This window comes from Companilactobacillus crustorum JCM 15951, from assembly GCF_001434585.1.
GTDB lineage: Bacteria > Bacillota > Bacilli > Lactobacillales > Lactobacillaceae > Companilactobacillus > Companilactobacillus crustorum.
Genome location: NZ_AZDB01000003.1, coordinates 75,472 through 96,629, shown reverse-complemented (window position 1 = coordinate 96,629; position 21,158 = coordinate 75,472). Strand labels below are relative to the sequence as shown.

The 21,158-nt window shown below is 34.7% G+C and carries 21 protein-coding genes and 2 pseudogenes; 10 read left to right on the top strand and 13 right to left on the bottom strand.

The genetic code is table 11. The annotated features are described in order from the left end of the window. Positions 1-13: 13 nt before the first annotated feature. Complete coding sequence (locus tag FD26_RS01765) at positions 14-754, bottom strand: winged helix-turn-helix transcriptional regulator (protein WP_057866717.1); 741 nt, start codon at positions 752-754, stop codon at positions 14-16. 364 nt (positions 755-1,118) lie between these two features. Here FD26_RS01765 and FD26_RS01760 point away from each other — a divergent pair, with 364 nt between their 5' ends. The 4 genes and pseudogenes from FD26_RS01760 (at position 1,119) to pstB (ending at position 4,701) form a co-directional block, all read left to right on the top strand. Then, a complete protein-coding gene (locus FD26_RS01760; RefSeq protein WP_057866716.1) occupies positions 1,119-2,018 on the top strand; it encodes a phosphate ABC transporter substrate-binding protein PstS family protein in 900 nt (299 codons plus the stop codon). Between the two features lie 72 nt (positions 2,019-2,090). Beyond that, a pseudogene (gene pstC, locus FD26_RS01755) lies at positions 2,091-3,008 on the top strand (phosphate ABC transporter permease subunit PstC). After that, positions 3,009-3,896 carry a phosphate ABC transporter permease PstA gene (pstA, locus tag FD26_RS01750; RefSeq protein WP_057866715.1) on the top strand — a complete coding sequence of 296 codons (888 nt, stop codon included), beginning with the start codon at positions 3,009-3,011 and terminating at the stop codon, positions 3,894-3,896. A 10-nt stretch (positions 3,897-3,906) separates the two neighbouring features. Continuing rightward, the gene (pstB, locus tag FD26_RS01745) at positions 3,907-4,701 is read left to right on the top strand and encodes a phosphate ABC transporter ATP-binding protein PstB (RefSeq protein ID WP_057866714.1); all 795 of its coding nucleotides are present in this window, start codon (positions 3,907-3,909) and stop codon (positions 4,699-4,701) included. 41 nt (positions 4,702-4,742) lie between these two features. Here the strand turns inward: pstB and FD26_RS01740 are convergent, their stop codons facing one another. The 4 genes and pseudogenes from FD26_RS01740 to FD26_RS01725 all read right to left on the bottom strand — a co-directional run bounded on the left by FD26_RS01740 (position 4,743) and on the right by FD26_RS01725 (position 7,470). Next, entirely contained in the window at positions 4,743-5,054 is a 312-nt protein-coding gene (locus tag FD26_RS01740; protein ID WP_057866713.1) for a hypothetical protein, read from the bottom strand. A 59-nt stretch (positions 5,055-5,113) separates the two neighbouring features. After that, positions 5,114-5,317, bottom strand: a complete 204-nt coding sequence (locus FD26_RS01735; RefSeq protein WP_057866712.1) for a hypothetical protein — start codon at positions 5,315-5,317, stop codon at positions 5,114-5,116. Then, a pseudogene (locus FD26_RS01730) lies at positions 5,317-7,077 on the bottom strand (thiamine pyrophosphate-binding protein). Before FD26_RS01730 ends, FD26_RS01735 begins: the two are co-directional and overlap by 1 nt. A 147-nt stretch (positions 7,078-7,224) precedes the next feature. Beyond that, positions 7,225-7,470, bottom strand: coding sequence for a hypothetical protein (locus FD26_RS01725; protein ID WP_010018619.1), 246 nt, complete (start codon positions 7,468-7,470; stop codon positions 7,225-7,227). A 385-nt stretch (positions 7,471-7,855) separates the two neighbouring features. Between FD26_RS01725 and FD26_RS01720 the strand changes: the two genes are divergently transcribed. After that, a complete protein-coding gene (locus FD26_RS01720; RefSeq protein WP_057866711.1) occupies positions 7,856-8,314 on the top strand; it encodes a phosphatase PAP2 family protein in 459 nt (152 codons plus the stop codon). 60 nt (positions 8,315-8,374) lie between these two features. Here FD26_RS01720 and phnW read toward each other — a convergent pair whose 3' ends face one another. The 6 genes from phnW to FD26_RS01690 are packed head-to-tail and all read right to left on the bottom strand — an operon-like array spanning position 8,375 to position 13,719. Beyond that, positions 8,375-9,463 carry a 2-aminoethylphosphonate--pyruvate transaminase gene (gene phnW, locus FD26_RS01715; protein ID WP_057866710.1) on the bottom strand — a complete coding sequence of 363 codons (1,089 nt, stop codon included), beginning with the start codon at positions 9,461-9,463 and terminating at the stop codon, positions 8,375-8,377. Next, positions 9,457-10,251, bottom strand: coding sequence for a phosphonoacetaldehyde hydrolase (gene phnX, locus FD26_RS01710; RefSeq protein WP_057866709.1), 795 nt, complete (start codon positions 10,249-10,251; stop codon positions 9,457-9,459). The genes phnW and phnX overlap by 7 nt, the downstream gene beginning before the upstream one ends. Positions 10,252-10,269: 18 nt before the next feature. Continuing rightward, complete coding sequence (locus FD26_RS01705; protein ID WP_057866708.1) at positions 10,270-11,121, bottom strand: PhnE/PtxC family ABC transporter permease; 852 nt, start codon at positions 11,119-11,121, stop codon at positions 10,270-10,272. Next, complete coding sequence (locus FD26_RS01700) at positions 11,118-11,909, bottom strand: ABC transporter permease subunit (RefSeq protein ID WP_057866707.1); 792 nt, start codon at positions 11,907-11,909, stop codon at positions 11,118-11,120. Before FD26_RS01700 ends, FD26_RS01705 begins: the two co-directional genes overlap by 4 nt. A 40-nt stretch (positions 11,910-11,949) precedes the next feature. Continuing rightward, positions 11,950-12,663 (bottom strand): phosphonate ABC transporter ATP-binding protein, encoded by a 714-nt coding sequence (gene phnC, locus FD26_RS01695; RefSeq protein ID WP_057866706.1) that lies wholly within the window; start codon positions 12,661-12,663, stop codon positions 11,950-11,952. Between the two features lie 12 nt (positions 12,664-12,675). Continuing rightward, on the bottom strand, positions 12,676-13,719 hold the full coding sequence (locus FD26_RS01690; RefSeq protein ID WP_057866705.1) for a phosphate/phosphite/phosphonate ABC transporter substrate-binding protein: 1,044 nt from the start codon (positions 13,717-13,719) through the stop codon (positions 12,676-12,678). A 173-nt stretch (positions 13,720-13,892) separates the two neighbouring features. Here FD26_RS01690 and FD26_RS01685 point away from each other — a divergent pair, with 173 nt between their 5' ends. Continuing rightward, the gene (locus tag FD26_RS01685) at positions 13,893-14,768 is read left to right on the top strand and encodes an aldo/keto reductase (protein ID WP_057866704.1); all 876 of its coding nucleotides are present in this window, start codon (positions 13,893-13,895) and stop codon (positions 14,766-14,768) included. A gap of 122 nt (positions 14,769-14,890) precedes the next feature. Here FD26_RS01685 and FD26_RS01680 read toward each other — a convergent pair whose 3' ends face one another. Further along, a complete protein-coding gene (locus FD26_RS01680; protein WP_057866703.1) occupies positions 14,891-15,742 on the bottom strand; it encodes an AraC family transcriptional regulator in 852 nt (283 codons plus the stop codon). A gap of 141 nt (positions 15,743-15,883) precedes the next feature. Here FD26_RS01680 and FD26_RS01675 point away from each other — a divergent pair, with 141 nt between their 5' ends. The 4 genes from FD26_RS01675 to FD26_RS01660 all read left to right on the top strand — a co-directional run bounded on the left by FD26_RS01675 (position 15,884) and on the right by FD26_RS01660 (position 19,703). Continuing rightward, positions 15,884-16,687, top strand: coding sequence for an alpha/beta hydrolase (locus FD26_RS01675; protein WP_057866735.1), 804 nt, complete (start codon positions 15,884-15,886; stop codon positions 16,685-16,687). 11 nt (positions 16,688-16,698) lie between these two features. After that, positions 16,699-18,123 carry a PTS transporter subunit EIIC gene (locus FD26_RS01670; RefSeq protein ID WP_057866702.1) on the top strand — a complete coding sequence of 475 codons (1,425 nt, stop codon included), beginning with the start codon at positions 16,699-16,701 and terminating at the stop codon, positions 18,121-18,123. 190 nt (positions 18,124-18,313) lie between these two features. Next, positions 18,314-19,066 carry a DeoR/GlpR family DNA-binding transcription regulator gene (locus FD26_RS01665; protein WP_057866701.1) on the top strand — a complete coding sequence of 251 codons (753 nt, stop codon included), beginning with the start codon at positions 18,314-18,316 and terminating at the stop codon, positions 19,064-19,066. A gap of 10 nt (positions 19,067-19,076) precedes the next feature. Then, positions 19,077-19,703, top strand: coding sequence for an HAD family hydrolase (locus FD26_RS01660; RefSeq protein WP_057866700.1), 627 nt, complete (start codon positions 19,077-19,079; stop codon positions 19,701-19,703). 65 nt (positions 19,704-19,768) lie between these two features. Here the strand turns inward: FD26_RS01660 and FD26_RS01655 are convergent, their stop codons facing one another. Next, the gene (locus tag FD26_RS01655) at positions 19,769-21,157 is read right to left on the bottom strand and encodes a flavocytochrome c (protein WP_057866699.1); all 1,389 of its coding nucleotides are present in this window, start codon (positions 21,155-21,157) and stop codon (positions 19,769-19,771) included. Between the last annotated feature and the right edge of the window lies 1 nt (position 21,158).

Genomic DNA, 21,158 nt, shown 5'->3' with positions numbered 1-21,158 from the left:
AAGTTATAATTTTTTATTTTTCAGAGACTAAGGGATAATCGTTATCCAAGACATAACCAAATCCACGAACCGTTTTAATAAAATCTTCTGACTTAGAACTTTCGGCCAATTTATCACGTAAATGGCTGATGTGAATATCTACAGTTCTAGTAGAACCAGCTGCATCATAGCCCCAAACACCTTCTAGTAATTGATCACGACTCATGACTTTGCCTCGATGCTGAACTAAATACCAAAACAAACTAAATTCCTTTGGCGTTAAGCGAAGATCATAGCCATTATGAGTTACGCGATAATGCTTGAAATCAATCACAATATCATTATATTTAATAGTTTCGTTCTTTAGGGTCGCACGTGAACCCTTAGGAACTTCTTTATTAATTGAAAACTTATCATAAACCCAAAAAAGCTGCTTAACTTTTGCTACCAGTTCAGTGTAATCAAATGGTTTTGTAATAAAACTATCTATATTAATATTATAAAAAAGTGACCGGCGCTTTTTTTCTCTAGCTGGTGCCAAAATAATTATTGGACCTGAAATTTTACTGCGAATGGATTTCAAAATTTTTAAAGATTGACTCATATCAGTGATAGAAAAGTCCCAAAGCAAACCAGCTATATCTTCTTTTTCAACTAACTTCTCCACATCTTTAGGATCAGTCACATTCCTAATAAACCAACCCTGACTATTAAAATAACTATTAATTTCAATAAAGAGTGGTAGTTTGTTACTTAATAATACTAAAGGTTGCATTTCCCCTACTTCCTTCCAGTAAATTTAACATCGCAAGGGTCCAAGCATTAAAGATTATCCAAATTTTTACAAACAATCATTTAATAGTCATCACGGCTGCATATCATATTTTGATTATAACAATGTAGATATACCGGGTCATTCACATTGCCTAATTCATTCATTGTATTTCAATATATACAAATACAAATGTTGTAATATTGCTCTACCTTTACTCTTGCTTACATTCTTAAGTTTACAAACTAAATGTATATTTTTTGAGCAACTTTACATAACTTTTACAATAAATAAACAATATTTATACACGAACGATATATCTTTATAACTGTTAGATAAAATCTGAATTTGAATAGAGGTTTTAGAAATGAAAAAGAAAACTATTATTCCTTTACTGCTAGGATTTGCAGCTTTGATGCTAGTTTTAACAGGTTGCGGAAACAGCAAATCTAGCTCGACTTCATCAAAGAGCTCTAGCGGCGAAACGTCAGGAAAGATCACTGCTGTCGGTTCTACTGCCCTACAACCACTTGTTGAAAAGGCTGCTTCTAATTTCCAAAAGGACAACAGCAAGGTTAATATCACCGTTCAAGGTGGAGGTTCAGGTACCGGCTTAAGTCAAGTTCAGGATAAATCAGTTACAATTGGTAATTCAGATATCTTCGCCGAAGAAAAACAAGGTATTGATTCTAAGAAATTAGTTGACCATAAGGTGGCCGTTGTTGGTATGGCTCCTGTTGTCAATAAAGACGCCAACGTTAAGAATTTAACTATGGCTCAAGTTAAAGATATCTTTACTGGTAAAGTTACTAATTGGAAAGATCTTGGTGGAAAAGACGAAAAGATCACTGTCGTTAACCGTGCTAAAGGTAGTGGTACTCGTGCAACATTTGAAGCTGCCGTTCTTAAAGGCGAAGATGCTGTCAAATCACAAGAACAAGACTCAAATGGTACTGTTCAAAAGATCGTTGAAAGCACACCAGGTGCAGTAAGTTACTTAGCATTCTCATATATCACTGACAAGGTTCAGGCCATTTCAATCGACAACATTAAACCAACTGATGAAAATGTTGAATCAAATAAATGGAAGATCTGGTCATATGAACATATGTACACTAATGGTAAAGCCGACGGTGCTACAGCTAAGTTCCTAGACTACATGAATTCTAAAGATGTCCAAGACTCATTAGTTAAAGACATGGGCTACATTAGTATTCATAATATGAAAGTTCAAAAAGATTCTAAAGGAACTGTTAGTTCAAAATAAACAACTGAAAAGAACTTCAACCTTGCCCAATCTTGGTCGAGGTTCTTTTTCTATATACAGGAGTGATTCCCTATGGATGACATAAAAAAAAGACTACAAACGAAATCCAAAGCCACTTTTCAAGATTATTTCGGTAAGGGAATTTGTTATTTATGCATTGGTCTAATTATTTTATTAGTAACATGTATTCTTTATTTCATTGCCTCAAAAGGATTAGCTACATTTACAACTGACCATGTGCGTGTGTGGGATTTTCTAACTAAAACTAATTGGAATCCTGGTGCTACTGATGCTAAAGGTCATCCCGACGTAGGTGCGCTACCTATGATAGTAACTTCATTTAGTGTCACGCTATTAGCTGCCATCCTTGCCACACCATTTGCTTTAGGCATAGCTATCTTCATGGCTTAATTTTCTAGCAAAAATGGTAGTAAAATTCTTCAACCGGTTATTGAATTGCTAGTAGGTATCCCTTCGGTAGTCTATGGTTTTATTGGACTGTCAGTAATTGTCCCCTTCATCAGAAGAATTTTTGGTGGAACCGGCTTTGGTATTTTATCAGGTACTTTAGTCCTTTTCGTCATGATTTTGCCTACCATAACTTCACTATCGGTCGATAGTTTAAAATCAGTTCCCATGTATTATCGACAAGCTTCTTTAGCCCTAGGGGCAACTAGATGGCAAACAATTTACAAAGTTATTTTGCGTGCGGCTATCCCTGGAATTTTAACAGCCATTATCTTTGGGATGGCTCGGGCTTTTGGTGAAGCCTTGGCTGTTCAAATGGTTATCGGAAATGCTGCATTAATGCCGAAGAATCTTATCTCTCCAGCTTCAACCTTAACAAGTAAATTGACCACTGACATTGGTAATACTGTTATGGGTACGTTGCCAAACAATGCGCTTTGGTCCTTAGCATTAATTCTTTTATTAATGTCCTTAGTTTTAAATATGCTTGTTAAATTTATTGGAAAGCGAGGTCGTTTTTAAATGAATGCAAAAAAAATAGACCGCTTAGCTACCGGAATTATTTATGCTCTAGTAGCCGCTGTTATCATTATCTTAATTGCGATTTTAGGATATATTCTTTTTAATGGTGTCCCTGATATTTCTTGGCATTTTTTGACATCAGCTGCCCAGTCGTTCAGTGCCGGTGGTGGTATCAGAGATCAATTATTCAATTCGCTTTACCTACTAATCTTAACTATTATTGTTTCTCTGCCAATTGGCTTAGGAGCTGGAATTTATCTGTCAGAATATGCTGCTGATAATTGGTTTACTGATTTAATCCGTACCAGTGTCGAAGTTTTAAGTTCGCTTCCCTCAGTAGTTGTTGGTTTGTTTGGCTATTTACTATTTGTTATCAAACTAAACCTAGGTTTTTCAATTCTTTCAGGTGCGATTGCCTTAACTTTTTTTAATCTTCCTCTATTGACTAGAAATATTGAAGAATCCCTTCGTAGTGTACCTAATTTACAAAGAGAAGCTGGCATGTCTTTAGGATTATCCAATTGGAAAACAACCACGAAAATAATTTTACCAGCTGCCTTGCCGGGCATTCTTACTGGCTTAATCCTTAGTGCCGGTAGAATTTTTGGTGAAGCCGCAGCACTAATTTATACTGCTGGTCAAAGTGCTCCAACAGTTGATTACACTAATTGGAATATCTTTTCAGCTACTAGTTTTCTCAATCCAATGCGTCCCGCTGAAACTTTAGCTGTTCATATCTGGAAAGTTAATACCGAAAGCGTCACTCCTGATGCCAATTTGATCTCAAGTGCCTCTTCGGCAGTATTGATTATTGTCATTTTGATTTTCAATCTTGGAACTCGTTTCTTGGGCAATAAATTATACAAAAAAATTACTGCATCAAAATGAGGTTCCTACTATGAAAAAATATAACTTAGAAGAAACATACATAACAGATATACCTGAAAAAAAAGCTTTATCAACTAAAGATCTGCAAGTTTACTACGGTAGTGAGCATGCTATCTTTGATGCCAATTTAAATTTTCCCCGCTACAAAATCACAGCCTTAATTGGTGCCTCTGGTTCAGGTAAATCTACCCTGCTACGCTGTCTCAACCGGATGAATGATAAAGTTGCTCGTGTTGAAGGAGAAATTTCTTATCGCGACGTAAATATTAATTCTCCGAAAATAAATATTTATGAAGTCAGAAAACAGATCGGAATGGTTTTTCAACGACCTAATCCCTTTGCTAAATCCATCCGTGAAAACATTACTTTTGCGTTAAAAAATGCCGGTATCACTAAAAAAAGTGATTTGGAAGAACGCTTAGAACAAAGTCTTAAAGGAGCCGCTCTGTGGGATGAAGTAAAGGACAATCTAAACAAAAGCGCTCTTGCACTTTCAGGAGGACAGCAACAGCGATTATGTATTGCCAGATCTATCGCCATGCGTCCTGATATTCTCTTACTTGATGAGCCTGCTAGTGCTCTGGATCCTATCTCTACTTCCAAAATTGAAGAGACTTTAAAAGTTCTTAGCAAAGATTATTCAATTATTATCGTGACTCATAATTTACAACAGGCCTCCCGTATTAGCGACTACACAGCCTTTCTACATTTAGGTCATATCATTGAATACAATTCAACAGTCAACATCTTTACCAATCCTCAAATGCAGGCTACTGAAGATTACGTCTCCGGAAATTTTGGTTAATAAAAAAACTCCAAATCCAATTAAAGGATTTTGGAGTTTTTTTATCTTAAAATCAATTCATATTCATCTGACTTATCAGTCTTTTTAATAATATAATCTTTAGAAATAATGTGTTGTAAATCTTCCGCAGATTTTTTTTCTTGATTCATAAAAAGGCGATGAATCTTATGATTAAATCCCGTCACTAATGCTAACCAACCACCAGTTGCAGCAATTGACCAGTCAACTCCGCTACCGGAAATCTGCGCTTGATGAATTTTATCGCAGAAATCAAAAGCCGTCTTAATAACCTTGATATTTTTAGCTTTAGTATCAGTAGCTTTTTGCAAACCTTCTAAATTATCAACTATCATCTATTTCCCTCATTTTTGGACAAATAAAAAGACGAGATCATTTTATCTCGTCTTTTATTTTACTTGTTTATCAAATAATTATACAGACCATACATAGTTGAATCTTTTAATGGTAACTTCTTTCCATCTTCAGTTACCTGAGTTACTTTAATGTAATCTTCAAAATCAGGAACTTCCAATTGTTGAATTGCTACAAACTCATCACCATTCTTATATTCCTTAGATTTTTCGACATTACCATCTAAGTAATTAATTTTCAACATTAATTATTATCTCCTTGCGCTCTTAAAATTTCGCCAAGTGAAGGTTGTTCTTTTACATCAATATGATACTTCTTGGAATATTCGTCAACAGCATCTTGTCCATATAACTTAGCATCCAATGGCATGAAGGCCGTTGCTACTGGATCATCTTGCTTAATTACCGCATTAACTACAATTGGTTTTTTATTGCCCGAAGCCTGCAATTCTTTAATCTTACTAAATACTTCATCAGCATCTTTAATTGATTTAACTGTAAAACCAATTCCACCTAATCCTTCAGCAACTTTAGCCCAATCGGCACCTGTCAAATCAACTCCGTACAAGTGTTGTTTAGAAGCAACCTGCTCATAATAAATGAATCCTAATCTCTCATTAGAAAGTACTACATTAATTACAGGTAAACCATATCTAGCTTCAGTAATTAAATCAGGTGCTACCATTGAAAATCCACCATCGCCAGACAAAGTCCATGCTTGAGCATCAGGAACACTCAAAGCACCAGCTAAACCTGCAGGTAAACCAAATCCCATTGTGGCAAACAATCCTGATATAGCAAAACGTTGATTATGATTCATTGGCAATCCACGAACACCAAATTCAGAAACATTTCCAGTATCAACTCCATAAGTGTCGTTCGGACCAGCCATTTCTGCGATTTTGCTTGTTATTGTTTCTGGATTCAAACCATTACTATCGTCCTTGGAAAGTTTATCCAACCATTTATCCCAATTAGCTTTGTTCTCTTGATTAGCCTTGAGCCAAGTTTCATTTGGCAAGGTCTCGTCTGTATCAACCAAAGCTTGTAGGTAACTCTTAGCATCAGCAATCACAGCATAATCAACATCAATTGTTTTACCAATATCATAAGGATTATTATTCACATCAATAATTTTGACACCTTCAGGCCAAAATCTAGCGAAAGGAAATTCTGAACCAATAAACAAAATTAAATCAGTATGTTGCAGAGCTTCAAAGCCAGACTTAGTACCTAAACGTCCAAAAGTACCAATAAAATTAGGATGATCCGTACTAATAACCCCAGTTGCAGGCACTGTAGTCATAACTGGAATATTGAATTGCTCAGAGAATTTAGTCAAAACGTCCTTAGCGCCTAACAAACCACGGCCAGCATAGACCAAAGGATGCTTAGCATTCTTTAACATTTCCAAACTATTTTCAATATCGTCAGGATTAATGTTTTGCGAATAATTGTTCTTTACTACTTTAGGTGTTTTAGTAGGAACGTAATCTATTTCAGTTGAAGTCAAATTTTCTGGCAAAATAACTACGGCCACACCGTTTTGTCTATATGCTTCACGAATAGCCTGATTAATAACATAAGGAATTTGTTCAGCTGTTGTAACAGTTCGATTATAAACTGCTACATCTTCAAACATGGGACCTTCATCCATTTCTTGGAAATAGTTAGTATTCATATTCTCTTGAGGTACTTGTCCCACTTAGGCTAACACCGGAACATGATCCATCTTGGCATCATACAATCCATTAAATAAATGTGTAGCACCAGGACCAGCTGATCCAAAAGCAACCCCAATTTTTCCAGTAAACTTAGCATCAGCTGAAGCAGCAATAGCTCCCACTTCTTCATGACGAACTTGAATATATTTAACCTTGTCCTTTTCTAAATAAAGTCCTTCGACCGTATGATTAATAGACCCACCAGGAACACCATAGACATGATCAACATCCCAATCTTCTAGAACTTTTATCAAAGCTTGTCCAGCTATCATTTTTGTCATAATTACACTTTCTCTCTGAAAAAATTAGCAATTACGTTAACTGCTTGCAAACGTTATCATCGGATATTTATAAAGAAAAATCAAATAATTCATCTTATTAGCTAATTGCATTAAAAAAAACAAGGATTGCTCCTTGTTTTATTTTCATTAATTATTGAAAAATTGTGATATAACCAAGAAAACTATTCCACCGACAATTACCCCAATTCCAATAATCAGATAATTCCAAAGGCCTAGAACTCCCAATAAAATTAAAATGATTCCAATTATCGGATGATGCAGCAAGGCAATTCCTGTTTTAATAAAAAGCCAAATAATTACAAGAATTGCTACTCCAATAGCAATTAAGAGTGGAGCCGAGCTGCTAGAGCTGGCTGCCATTAATGTAAGCATTTCAAGCCTCCTTTTTTGTAAAATAGATTATATCATTAATAAATGATCAAGGTATATTATTTAGTATAATTAAATATCTTTTAAAAATTTATGTAAATGGCTGTAAATATTATGAAAATAATATTACAATCAAAGCTTAAACGAAATGACAAAGAATTATTGTCATTTTTAAAGGAGTTTAATCTTGCTATTTAAAGAAAACAACCATAGGAAAGGCCTTGCCATATTTTATTTAGTAGCGTTTTTCCTACTTGAAATACTAATCATTACAAACAATTCTGTAATTTTTAGTATCGATCATTCGATTCAAAATATTCTCGGAACCGCCGTCTCACCATTTAATACTAAGATATTCTCTATAATAACCTTTTTGGGAAGTCCCGTAATGGATACGTTTTACTTAGTTTTAATGATGATTCTGTTCTTCAAATTCAAGCAAAGAGATGCTAGTTTATGGACTGGATATATTTTAATCGGTGGAAATATCATTTCTTATCTAATTAAAATAACAGTCAAACGTCAACGCCCTTTAGACAAAATCATTCCTGCTTCCGGTTTTAGTTTTCCTAGCGGACATGTTTTTGGAACAATGCTAGTTATTATGACAATAATCTTTTTAATTTTGCCATCTCTCAAGAAGCAATCAACTAGATGGATTATCAACGGAATCCTAATTATCTGGGTAATTATTGTAGCTATTTCTCGGGTTTATCTTCGAGGACATTTTCCAAGTGATGTAATCGGTAGCGCACTTCTTGCCGGTGCTTGGTGGCAGTGTAGTAAATTATTATATTTCAGATACTATGATTCTCTTGTCAAACTTTTAAAATTGAATAATTATTAAAAAAGACTTTGCTAACCATAAATTCGGTTAACAAAGTCTTTTTCTATGACTAGAAATATCTTAATTAATAATCTCGTCGATTGCTACTAATAACTTAGTAATATCCTCATCATAAACTTCACCAATATTACCAATTCTAAAAGTTGGCACTTGTGAAATCTTACCAGGATAAATTACAAAACCATCTGATTTTAATTGTTGATAGAACTCATTAAAATCAAAATCATCGCTTGGATAAATAAAGGAAGTAATAATTGGCGATTGATTCTTCTCATCAATTAAAACTTTAAAACCAAGTTCTTCCATCCCAGAAGCCAAATGTTTTTGATTACTGCTGTAACGCTGATGACGAGCAGTAACTCCACCTTCCGCCTTTAGCTCTTCTAAAGCCTCGTAAAAGGCATGGACAACGTGAGTTGGTGAAGTAAATCTCCATTTACCATTATTTCGTTCCATCTCAGCATATTGTCCATATAAATCCAAAGACAATGTTCTAGAAATTCCTTCAGTCGACTCTAAAAGTTTCTTTCTGGCAATTACAAATGAAAAACCTGGTACACCCTGGATACATTTGTTTGAGCTACTGATTAAATAATCAATTTTTTCTTCTTTTACATTGATTGGCACGCCGCCAAAACTACTCATTGCATCGACAATTGTTACAATACCTTTATCACTAACATAAGGAATAATATCCTCAATTGGATTCAAAATTCCTGTGGTAGTTTCACAATGAATCATTGCAAAATGTGTGATATCTAGATATTTGTTAAGATACTCAGTCACCAACTCCAAAGTAATTGGTTCCCTCTCATCAACAACTAGGTCCACGTGATCAAGGCCATAAATATCCGCCATTTCACTGATACGTTTTCCATATGCACCATTGATTCCAATTAACAATTTATCTTTATTTGAAATTGTAGAACTAATGACCGATTCAACCCCATAAGTACCGCTTCCTTGAATGGGAACTGCAGTATACTCATCTTCATTAACTTGAGCCACTTCTAATAAAGAATGTCTAAAAGATTGAGTGATCTTTTTATAGTCGTCATCCCAAGTACAATAATCAAAATCCATTGCTTGTTTAACTTTTTCACTTGTGGTTAATGGTCCTGGGGTTAAAAGTAAGTATTTTTCTACCATTTTTTATCCATCGCTTCGTTTAAATATTCAATAATTTGAACTAAATCAAATATACTGTTGACGACAAAATCAGCATTAGCTGATTCAAATTTTCTCTTTACTTCATTTCTTCTTAAAATTTGTTCTTCATTACTTAACTCATCAAATTCAACTTGTGACAATCCCATCAAACTGCTTCCTTCAGCAATTCCAACAGTTTTTACACCTGCATTAAGACCTTCTTCAATATCTACTAAAGTATCTCCTACCTTAATAACCTTATTAGGATCATCGATATTGAATTCCTTCATAATGTATTTAATCATTGCTGGAGAAGGACGACCTAAACCCTTGACATCCTCTGAAGTCACTACCAATTCAGGAGTATAGCCTAATTCAGCAGCCTTATCTTGAACAACTTTCATCATTTCAGCAGTATAACCGGTTGTTGTGGCAACTTTTATACCATATTCCTTTAAATAGTTAAAAGTCTTTAATACGCCTGACTTTAACTCTGTATACTCTTTTAAATAATGAATTAGTTCTTGTTGAAAATCTTTATAGATCCTTTTTCGATCATCATTATTAGGTAATTCAGAATATTTTTCTTTCCATTGTCGTTTAACATCATTAAGTTCCAATATTCTACCAATATGGTCCCATTTGGCCATTCCCATATCTTGGCGAATATCATCGTCGCTTAATTCGATACCGGCATTCTTAAATGCCTTTTTAAATGCAATAACTGGTGCCAAACTACCGTAATCAACAGTGGTTCCGGCCCAATCAAAAATTACTGCCTCAATCATAAAAGTTCTCTCCCTAAATTAGCGGTTTAAATAATACTGTCTAATCTTCACCGCAATAAACTCAAGTACAAATGTTACTAATATAACTAAATAAACAATTAATCCAGTCTCATGGAAATCAAAACTCATTCCACTAGCTACAAATAACTGATACCCAATTCCTCCGGCTCCAGCAGCTGCACCCACAGCAATAGCATTAGCAAAATTAATTTCTAATCTAATAAATGTCCAAGAAACAAACGATGCCACGATGGTTGGCCAGATTGCTTGAAAAACAATAACCCAGAATTTAGCACCAGTAACCTTTAACGATTCGATCTTTGCATTGTCGATTCCTTCAATACTTTCAGAGTACGCCTTAGTTAAATATGCAATACTATGAAAACTAAGTCCCAAAATAGCGGCAGTAGTACCCAATCCGCATACTATAGAGAATATTAAAGCCCAAATAATTGTTGGTATAGCTCTAATGACAGCCATAATAACTCTTATTCCTGCTCCTAGATAAGCATTAGTCAAATTCTTGGAAGCTAAAACTGCAAATAAGAATCCAAAAACTGCTCCAATAATCGTCGTCAAAATTGAAAGAAGCACACTGTTGCCTAAAGCTTCCATTAATAATGGCAAACCATCCGTACCGGCATTAGGTTGCAGAAACATTTGATTCAAAGTAGTCATTAATTCCTTTAAAGCTTGATTAATCTGTACCCCGGCCGTATCCAAATGTGTCAATGTATAGCCAGTAATAAGCAGCAAGCTAACAAAGACAACTAAAATCATCGTTCTAGACAAACTTCTTTCATGCAACTTAATCTCTGGGGAATTAGGCAGTTTCGACTTTTGAATAATACTATCTTGACTATCTGTCATAAGATTACCTTCCTAATTTGATTTGAAATTGTTTCTAAGGCAATAACGACAAAGATAATTGCCAAAACTGTCATCCCTGCTGCATCAAATCTAAAACTTTTATAATAAATATCAAAAATGAAACCAATTCCCGTTCCTGTCAAAATTCCAACCAATGTTGCATCACGAACATTATTTTCAATCATATAAAGAATCCAACTGAGAATACTTGGTAAAATCTGCGGTAACACTGCCTGAAAAATAACCTGAAAGTAGCTTGCTCCAGTTGCCTTTAAAGCCAACATAGTTTCACTTGCTTCATCTTCAATTATTTCCATAAATGCTCGAATTAAGTATCCAACAGACATTAATAATAGAGCCAAGAAACCAGTAAAATCGCTCTGTTTGAATGAAAAAAGTAAGATCATGGACCATGCAACTAACGGAATATTTCTAAAGAAAGAGGCGATTGCACGTACAATAGTTTGAACAAAACCATTGATACCAGTAACCTTCGATCCTAAAAGAGCTACAAAAATTGCAATTATTGCAGCAACCATCGTTGAAGAAATAGCTAACAGCACTGTTTGAATTAGTTTTTGCCAAATTCGTGGAAAGTACTGCATTGAATGAGCGGTCGGTTTGAAATTAACACCTAACCAAGCAAAAGCCTTCGGCACAGCAAGTAATCCATTTAAATTATCGAAATTTAATATTTGACTACCTAATATATAAATACCGCCAATAATTGCGATTATTGCTGTCTGATGCCATCCTTTGTGTGATAAATATTTTATAGGAGATTGCATTATTCAAGCTTCTTTGTAATATCTTGATCATAAAGTGTCCTCAAAGTATCCTCTGATAGTAAGTTGCCGCTTCATCAAAAACTAAACGTCCTTTACGAATTCCAATAATTTGATCAGCATACATTTTTGCCATGTTAATCTGATGAAGATTAGCAATACAGATCAAATTATATTCTTCAGTAAGATTTTTCAATAATTCCATTACATTCTGAGCTGAAGCTGGATCTAGAGATGTGATCGGCTCATCGCAAAGGATTACCTTAGGATGTTGGATCAAAGAACGAGCAATTCCAACACGTTGCTTTTGACCACCACTCAATTCAGAACATCTCTGTAAAGCAAAGTTTTCTAAACCTACCTTTTTAAGTAGTGACATTGCTTCTTCTTTTTCTTCTTGGGTATATCTGCCAAAGACACCAGCTAGGGTTGACTTATATCCTAATCGACCATGTAAAACATTCTCGATTACTGTCAATCTCTCTACCAAATTATAATTTTGAAAAACCATTCCAATTTGACGACGATACTTACGTAATTGAGTCTTGTTAGCAGTTCTTATATCATTACCATCTAACAATATTTGTCCATTATCATCTTTAATCAATTGATTTAAGCTTCTCAAAATAGTAGTTTTTCCGGCTCCAGATGGCCCAATTATGGCAACGAAAGTACCAGGTTTAATGTTGAATGAAATATCTTTTAAAGCTGGTTTATCTTTCTCATAGCTCTTTTGTAAATCTTTAACCTCTAACATACTCTGCCCCTTTTATTTACCAACAAGTTCATGAGTAGGTTTGTACCATGCGTCATCAACCTTCAAAAGAACTGTCTTATCACTCTTCTTTTGCCATAATGTTGGTGTTTTACTCTTACCATCAGAGAACAAATTCTTATTGTTTGTAAAATCTTTAGAAGTGAAACGTTTTGTAATAGCATCTACATCAGTTTTGCTTAATGCTTTTGTATTCACAACGAATGGTCCATTTTGAACTGGTAGAACTGAGATATTAACTAATTGTTTGCCCTTAAATTCTGCAAATGGAGCATCAGCGTCATCTTTAATAGTAAAGACTGAACCTGGTTTGTCGTAGCTTCCTTCAGTAACTTTCAAGAATACTGTTAAATCAATATCATCAAAGGCAGCAACATCAACATCGCCCTTCAATAAATTAATAGCTGAACCTGGATGAGTACTTCCATAAAGAACCTTGCTAAAGAATTTGCCACCTTCTGACAGTTCATCTTTATCTTTTAGTTTGAAGTGCTTTTGGATCTCATCTGTTGGTACCGCAAATCCAGATGTTGAACTTGTTGAAACGAATGAAGCTTTTTCACCTTTAATCTTGTCAATGTTATATTTGCCGTCTTTCTTATATTCATCGGCTTTTTCCTTTGGAACCATTAGATATGAACGGTAACTAGCACCTTTAGTAGTACCTTCTGGACCAGATTGTAAAAGTAAAGGTTCTACCTTAGCATTTTGAGCATGAGCTTGAATGTATCCATCGGCACCCATGAATGCAAGTTGTGCCTTACCTGAAGCAATGGCCTCAATAGCTACGTTATAATCAGTTGTTGTTTGAATATTAACTTTTTTGCCTGTTGCCTTGTGCAATTCATCCTGCAAAGCTTTACGTGATGCTGTAAAGTTCTTAGCTGATTCATTTGGATAGAAAACCATTGTAATTTCTTTACTATTATTTCCACCCGTTTTCTCAGAAGCTGAACTCTTTGATGAGCAGCCTGCTAGAACACCTGTAAGTAATAAAAATACCCCTAGAAAAGCGGTTAATAATCGCCCTTTTTTCATAAATAACTCCCAACTTTCTCTCTATTTTTTGAACAACTTTAGATTAACAAAGCTTTGTAAATTAATAATAAATTTTCTGTAAAATAATCATTTATAAGGTTTACATTATTTATACAAAATATATACAAACAACTGGGCTATAATGTAAGTGAAATTACACAGGAGGTAAGTTTATGGCTACAAATATTCCTTATATCGAATTAGCAAACGGTGTTATGATTCCCCAAGTTGGACTCGGAGTTTTTAGAATGAACGACGATGAAGTTCTCAATAGTGTTAAATGGGCAGTCGAAAGTGGCTACAGACACATCGATACAGCTAGTTTTTACGATAATGAAGAAGCTGTCGGCAAGGCTATTAAAGAAACTGGAATTGATCGTAAATATCTCTTCATCACCACTAAAGTATGGAATAACGTTCGTGGATACGATGAGACAGTTGCTCAGTTCAATAGTTCACTTCAAAAACTTGGTTTAGACTACTTGGATCTTTACTTAATTCATTGGCCTGCTCCAGGTTTTGAAGAAAATTGGCGTGCCATGGAAGATCTTTACAAGGCCGGAAAAATCCGTGCCATTGGTGTTTCAAACTTCAAAGCCCATCATATTGAACAATTAATGAAAACTGCAACTATTACTCCAATGGTTGATCAAATTGAAACTCACCCTTACTTGCAAGAAAATGATTTGCACGAATACCTACAAGAAAAGAACATTGCTCACGAATCCTGGAGTCCTCTTGGCGGTGGTATCAATAAAGTCGTCGATGATCCTGTTATCAAACAAATTGCTAGCGATCACCAAAAAACACCCGCTCAAGTAATTCTCCGTTGGCATATTCAACGTGGAGAGATTATTATTCCTAAGTCTACTCATGAGAGTCGAATCAAGGAAAATATTGATCTCTTTGATTTTCATTTCGACTTAAGTCCAGAAGAAATGTCACAAATTTCTAAATTGGATAGCGACAAACGAGTCGGTGCTGATCCAGACGACCAAGACTTCCTTGAACATTCAACAACCTACACAAATCAAAATAATGCTAAATAAAGTTAAAGGGACGACAACTCGATTTTGAGTTGCCGCCCCTTTCATATTAAGCGGTGTGAAGTTATGTTTTCTTCCAAATTTTTGCTACAACTATAAATGTTATATCTCCAATCCTAGATTTTTTATTCGGTTGTTACCTGCAATTGTTTTCGATATTCCGAAGGTGTTTTTCCATATTTACCTTTAAATGCAGCATAAAAGCTTTTTTCATCAGGAAAACCAGTTTTTACGACAATTGTAGTTAACTTATCATCAGTTTTTTCAATCAACTCAGCTGCATTTTGAATACGTAATAATGTTAAATATTTTTTAGGAGACATCCCTAAGTATCTTTTAAACAACTTTGAAAAGTATGCATAACTATAATTGTATTTCTTAGCCATGTCCGTTAGTCGCAGATCACTCGAATATTGATTATGAAAATCTTCAATTGCCATACTTATAACTTCAGGAATCTTTTGTTCTACTTTCTTATCTACAACAAAATTTTTAATCAGAATACTAACTAGTTCTACCGTTAGAGATAATTGATGCAAATGTTCATATTCATCAACATTTTGAACTTGAATATCCTTAACTTGCTTAATCAATTCAATTAACTTTGCAAAGGCAGCTCTCTGGCTGTCTTTTTTTGGTGCTTTGATCAATTCAATTTTTTTGTTGCGAATCGTCTTTGGCAAACAGTTACGCAACCAATCATAATTAATCAACAAAGTTATGATTCGCTGATCAGGCGTTATAACCGTATCGAAACTATGAATCAAGCGAGAATTCGTTACATAGACATCATCTTGACTCAAAGAATATTCTTGACCTTCAAGATACATTTTCCCAGGATTGCCTTTTTCAACAAAAGTAATTTCAATAGCCTCATGCCAATGAGGAACTACATATTTTTCACCAACAGGACGATGATAAATACATTTCACTGGATTAGCGTACTCAAATTCAAGTAACTCCATAGATGTGGACATTTCTAAATCCTCCTATAGGACAAAAAAAGGTAGTTATGTTAGCAAATATAAACTTATCTTAGATATTGTAAGCGTATACAATGTCTAATGTCAAAGGATATAAAAAAAGCTTTTTTAAAAAAAATATTTAAGGAGCAAAAAATGGCACATTTAAAAATAAATTACTTCTCAAATGCACTGTTAAAAGACTGCCAGATGGATGTCCTATTGCCACAAAAAACAGCTGACTCTCCTAATTGGAATCAAGATCTTTTAACTGATTTGCCAGTACTTTATTTACTACATGGTATGAGTGACGACAACACTTCATGGCTTAGAAATACTCGCTTAGAACGCCTTATTAAAAATACTCCACTGGCAGTTGTTTTACCTAATGCTGATTTAAGTTGGTATGCAAACACAACTTACGACATGAATTATTATGACGAGATTGCAATCAAATTGCCACAAGTAGTACATGACTTATTTCCTCAAATATCTACCAAAAGGGACAAAAATTTTATCATGGGTAGTTCAATGGGAGGTTACGGAGCTTATAAAATAGCCTTATCTACTAATAATTTTGGCTATGCCGCAGCGTTATCCGGTGCCTTTGATCCTAGTGGCTCAAATAAAATCCTCACCAGTTTTCGTTCAAACGATTATTGGAACGGCGTTATTAATAAAAGAGATGATTTTAAAGTCTCCCCAGAAAATCTTTTACATTTAGCTGAACAGAAACTTTCTCTACACGAACCTGTTCCCAATCTATACGCTTGGTGTGGTCAACAAGATTTTCTTTATCAAGATAACTTGAATCTCATTTCTAATCTAGAACAATTAGGCATCAATATTGATGCTGAATTCACTAATGGTAAACACGACTGGTATTCCTGGGACAAATTTTTAGAAAATATCTTAGAGTGGCTACCTATCGAATACATGCCTGAAGAAAGGCTCTGTTAAGGAGAAAAAATATGGATTATACAGCCGATGCCCAACAAATCATTAACTCTGTTGGAGGAAATGACAATATTGATACATTGATTCACTGTATGACTCGACTTCGCTTTACTTTAAAGGATGAATCTAAAGCGGACACTAAAGCTATCGAAAATATTGACGTTGTTATTAAAATCATGGAGGCTCAAGGTCAATATCAAATTGTAATTGGTAATAAAGTAACTGACGTTTTTAATGCTATTTTAGGAATTTTGCCCCGTTTAGCTACTGATGAAAACGTTGAAAAAGAAATTAACAGTTCTGATTCAAAAGAAAATTCAAAATTTGGTGCTAAATTCAAACATGGCTACGATGAATTTATCGGTGTTCTTACAGCCTCTATGATGCCTATCATTGGCGTCCTAGCAGGCTCTGGAATCACTAAGGGTATTCTTGCTGGACTAGTAAGTGCCGGAATTTTAAGCGATAAGGCCGGAATCTATTTGCTCATCAATACTATGGCTGACACAATCTTTTATTTCTTACCCGTTATTTTAGGATTCACAGCTGCCAGAAAATTAGGTTCTGATCCAATCGCTATTGCTGTAATTGGGGCCTTTCTGATACATCCAAATATTATTGGGATTTCTGCCAATAAAGTACCAGAAATAGGTCTTTGGGGTGACTTTGCCGTTAAAATAATGAATTACTCTGGTTCAGTTTTTCCTATTATTGTTGCAGCCTGGCTAGGCAAATATGTCGAAAAATATCTAAAAAAAGTTATACCAGATATGATTCAAGGTATCTTCGTTCCTATCATTGAAATTATTATTCTTTCCTTCGCTTTATTATTAGTGGTTGCTCCAATTATCACTGTTTTAAGTAAAGGACTTGCAGACGGTATTTCTAGTTTATTGGCCTTCAATGGTATCGTTGGTGGTGCCATCTATGGAGCTTTCTATCCTATCTTGGTTGTCTTCGGATTGCATTGGCCATTGATTCCTATCGTTATTAATGATTTAGCTGTCAATGGTCAAAGTGTAATATGTGCTCTAACTTCAATTACTGCTTTAGGAATTGCTGGCTCAGTCTTTGCCGTTGCTATCAAAACTAAAAAACAAAAATTTGAAGCTCTAGGATATTCGGCCGGAGTTTCTGACTTATGTGGAATTGCAGAACCTTCTCTTTATGGAATTCTTTTAAAATATAAAAAAGCTTTCTATATGACCATGATTGGCAACGCTATCGGAGGAGCAATCGCCGGAGGAATGCACTTAGTGATTTATGGATTTACAGGCAGCCTGATTGGATTCCCTTCTTTCATCAATCCTAAAGGAGGAATTGATTCCAATTTTACCGCCTATATAATTTCTCATTTAGTGGCCTTCATAATCGCTTTTGTCTTAACTTATCTATTCGGTTACAATGACAAAATGATCGCCAGTGATCAGGAAGCTTAATTAAAATTTCAATCAATATATAATAAAGCCCCAATGACTAGCTTTCGGTCATTGGGGCTTTATTTTAATTTAAATAATTAAAGATTTCCCAGTCTAAAACCAGAAAAAGCCTATATTATTTATATTGTTCTTTAAGTAAAAATAAGTTATTATAATTGATATACTTAAAGTAGCTTAAAGAGGGATACTTATGCAAAAAGAACGACTTGACTTGATTTTAAAAACACTCCAAGAAAAACAAACCCTAACTTTAAAGGAAATAATTGCCCTAACTAAATCCTCTCGTGACACTGCTAGGCGTGATATCGTCAAACTTTCAGAGAACAATTTGGTTGATCGTAATTATGGAGGAATTAGTCTTCCAAATACCTTTAAGAAACTAGATAACTATTTACAAAGAAGCGATGATTTCGTTAATGCTAAACAGGAATTAGCTAAAAAGGCTGCTATTTTTGCTAAACAGGCCACACAAATTTATTTGGATGTTTCAACAACAATTGAATTCATGCCTCAATACTTAACTAATCCAAGTCTTTTTGCCGTTACCAATTCTTTAGATATTGCAGATCAACTGGTTAGACATTCGAAATGTAAAGCTCGAATTTTGGGTGGCAATCTGGATGCAGAAAAACGTTGTATAGTCGGTACTAGACCCTGTTTAGATTTAGAGAATTATAGTTTTGATTATGCCTTTTTAAGCTGTGTTGGTATCGATGAAGATGGTGTCTACTATGCTTATGAAGATGATATTGATTACAAAACTAAAATTCGTAAACAATCAAAAAAAATAGTCTTACTACTAGATAGCAGCAAGATTAATGTTAAACATAATTTTCGGGTTCTAAATTTAAATCAAATTGATTACATCATCACCAATGACAAATTACCTCAAAATTTGGAAAACAAACTATTAAAATCCAAAACACAAATGATTTACCTTTAAGGAGATTATTATGAGTAAAACAATTTTATTTGACGTCGATGGAACTTTAATTGATACCGAGAAAACTATTATTAAATCATGGCAAAAAACTTTAAAGGACATATTGAATGTCGAACCAAAGGCTGAAGATTTATTTTATATTTTAGGTATTCCTGGTACCAAAGCAATCGAAAAATATTCTAATGACCCCAAACTCAGTCAAGAATTAATGAATCTGTGGGAAAAGAATGACCATTCAATGTTCCACTATTCGAATTTATTTTCTGGAATTGAAATAATGTTGCGACAATTAACTAATAAAAATGTTCAGTTGGGAATCGTTACTTCAAGAACCGATCAGGAATTAAAAATGGTTTTTGATAATTTTCCAATCCAACAATACTTTGATATCTGCATAACCGCTTCTCAAACAAAACTTCATAAGCCTAATCCTGAGCCTATTTTAAAAGCAATTGAATCCTTAAAAATTGATCCAATCAATACCCTCTATATCGGCGATTCAATCTATGATTTCCAATGTGCTCGGGGCGCCAATGTTGAGTTTGCCCTAGCTAGCTGGGGTGCAAAAGATAATCCTGAATTTTCTAAAGTCGACTATCTCCTAGAAAAGCCAACTGATTTAGTTAAACTAATTTAATCCCTTAAATAAAAAAAAGCCTAATGACTAATTTTTTTAAGTCATCAGGCTTTTTTTATTAACAACTACCCTTTTAAATACTTATACACTTGTTGTCCAGCTTGGCGACCAAAGACTACCGTTTCAGCAATAGAATTTCCGCCAATACGATTATTGCCGTGTAAGCCACCAGCTACTTCTCCGGCCGCAAATAACCCTGCTATTGGTTGATTAGCTTCATCAAGGACTTGGGTCTGATGATTAATTGCTACTCCACCCATAGTATAATGCACTGCTGGAGCAATATGGATTGCAAAGAATGGTGCTTCTGAAATATCTCGCTCCATCCCTGTTTTTCTTCCAAAGTCTTGATCATTTTTAATCTTGACCGCTTGATTCCAATTATTAACTGTACTTTGAAGTGAATTAATATCAACCTTAATTGTCTCTGCTAATGCAGAAAGTGTTTGGCCTGTCTCAACTAAACCAATATGGTCATAAAATTCAATCGCCTTAACTCGATTTCTAATACTTTGATCAAAAATCAAATAAGCTCCAGTTCCACCCAAATCATCAATTGCCTGCGTAACATTCTTTCTGGTATCCAATTCATTAACAAAACGTTGTCCTGAATTATTAACTAAAATGGCTCCCTCACCACGGACAGCCTCGCCTATTAAAAATGCATGTGGCGTATCCTGCTGAACGGTAGGATGAACTTGAACCTGATCCATATCCACCAGTTTAGCTCCTACTTTTTGAGCTAATTTCAAGCCATCCCCGGTAGCGCCGGGTTGATTAGTGGTCCGTAAATTCAATAAATCGGAACGATATTGTGCTAAAAGATCTTTGCCAGCGCCAAAACCGCCTGTGGCTAAAACTACTGCTTTAGCTTGAATTTTTATTTCACGATTAGAAAAAGCCTTAACCCCAACAATTTGATCATTATCTGTCAACAAATCTGTAACCTTTATATTATCGAACAAAGGAATCTGATATTTAGCAATGTATTTCAATAACTCAGTTACTAAATATCCCCCAATCGGCGCCAAAGAACTAGGTCGATGAGTTCTCATCGTTTTCATACCGCCAGTAATAGTTAAATCATCTAGCTTGATATCATGTTGATCTAACCAATCAATAGCCAAAGCGCCATGTTCAGTAAAGAATTTCAACAGTTCCGGATTATTCATTTTACCGCCACCAACGAATGTTTCGTTATAGAAATCAGCAAAACTATCAACAATTTTATGGTTCAACTGAACAAAAGTTTCGGCGGCATTCATCCCTGAAGAAGCTCGCGTTGTATTACCACCAAGCTTATCCATTTTTTCTAAAATTACCGGTGATAACCCCAATTCATAGGCCTGAATTGCACTAGTTAAACCAGCACCTCCAGAACCAATAATTATGACATCGTAATTGTCTTTTAATTGCTTTAAATCAGTCGGTTCAAAACTAAATTTTTCAGCCATT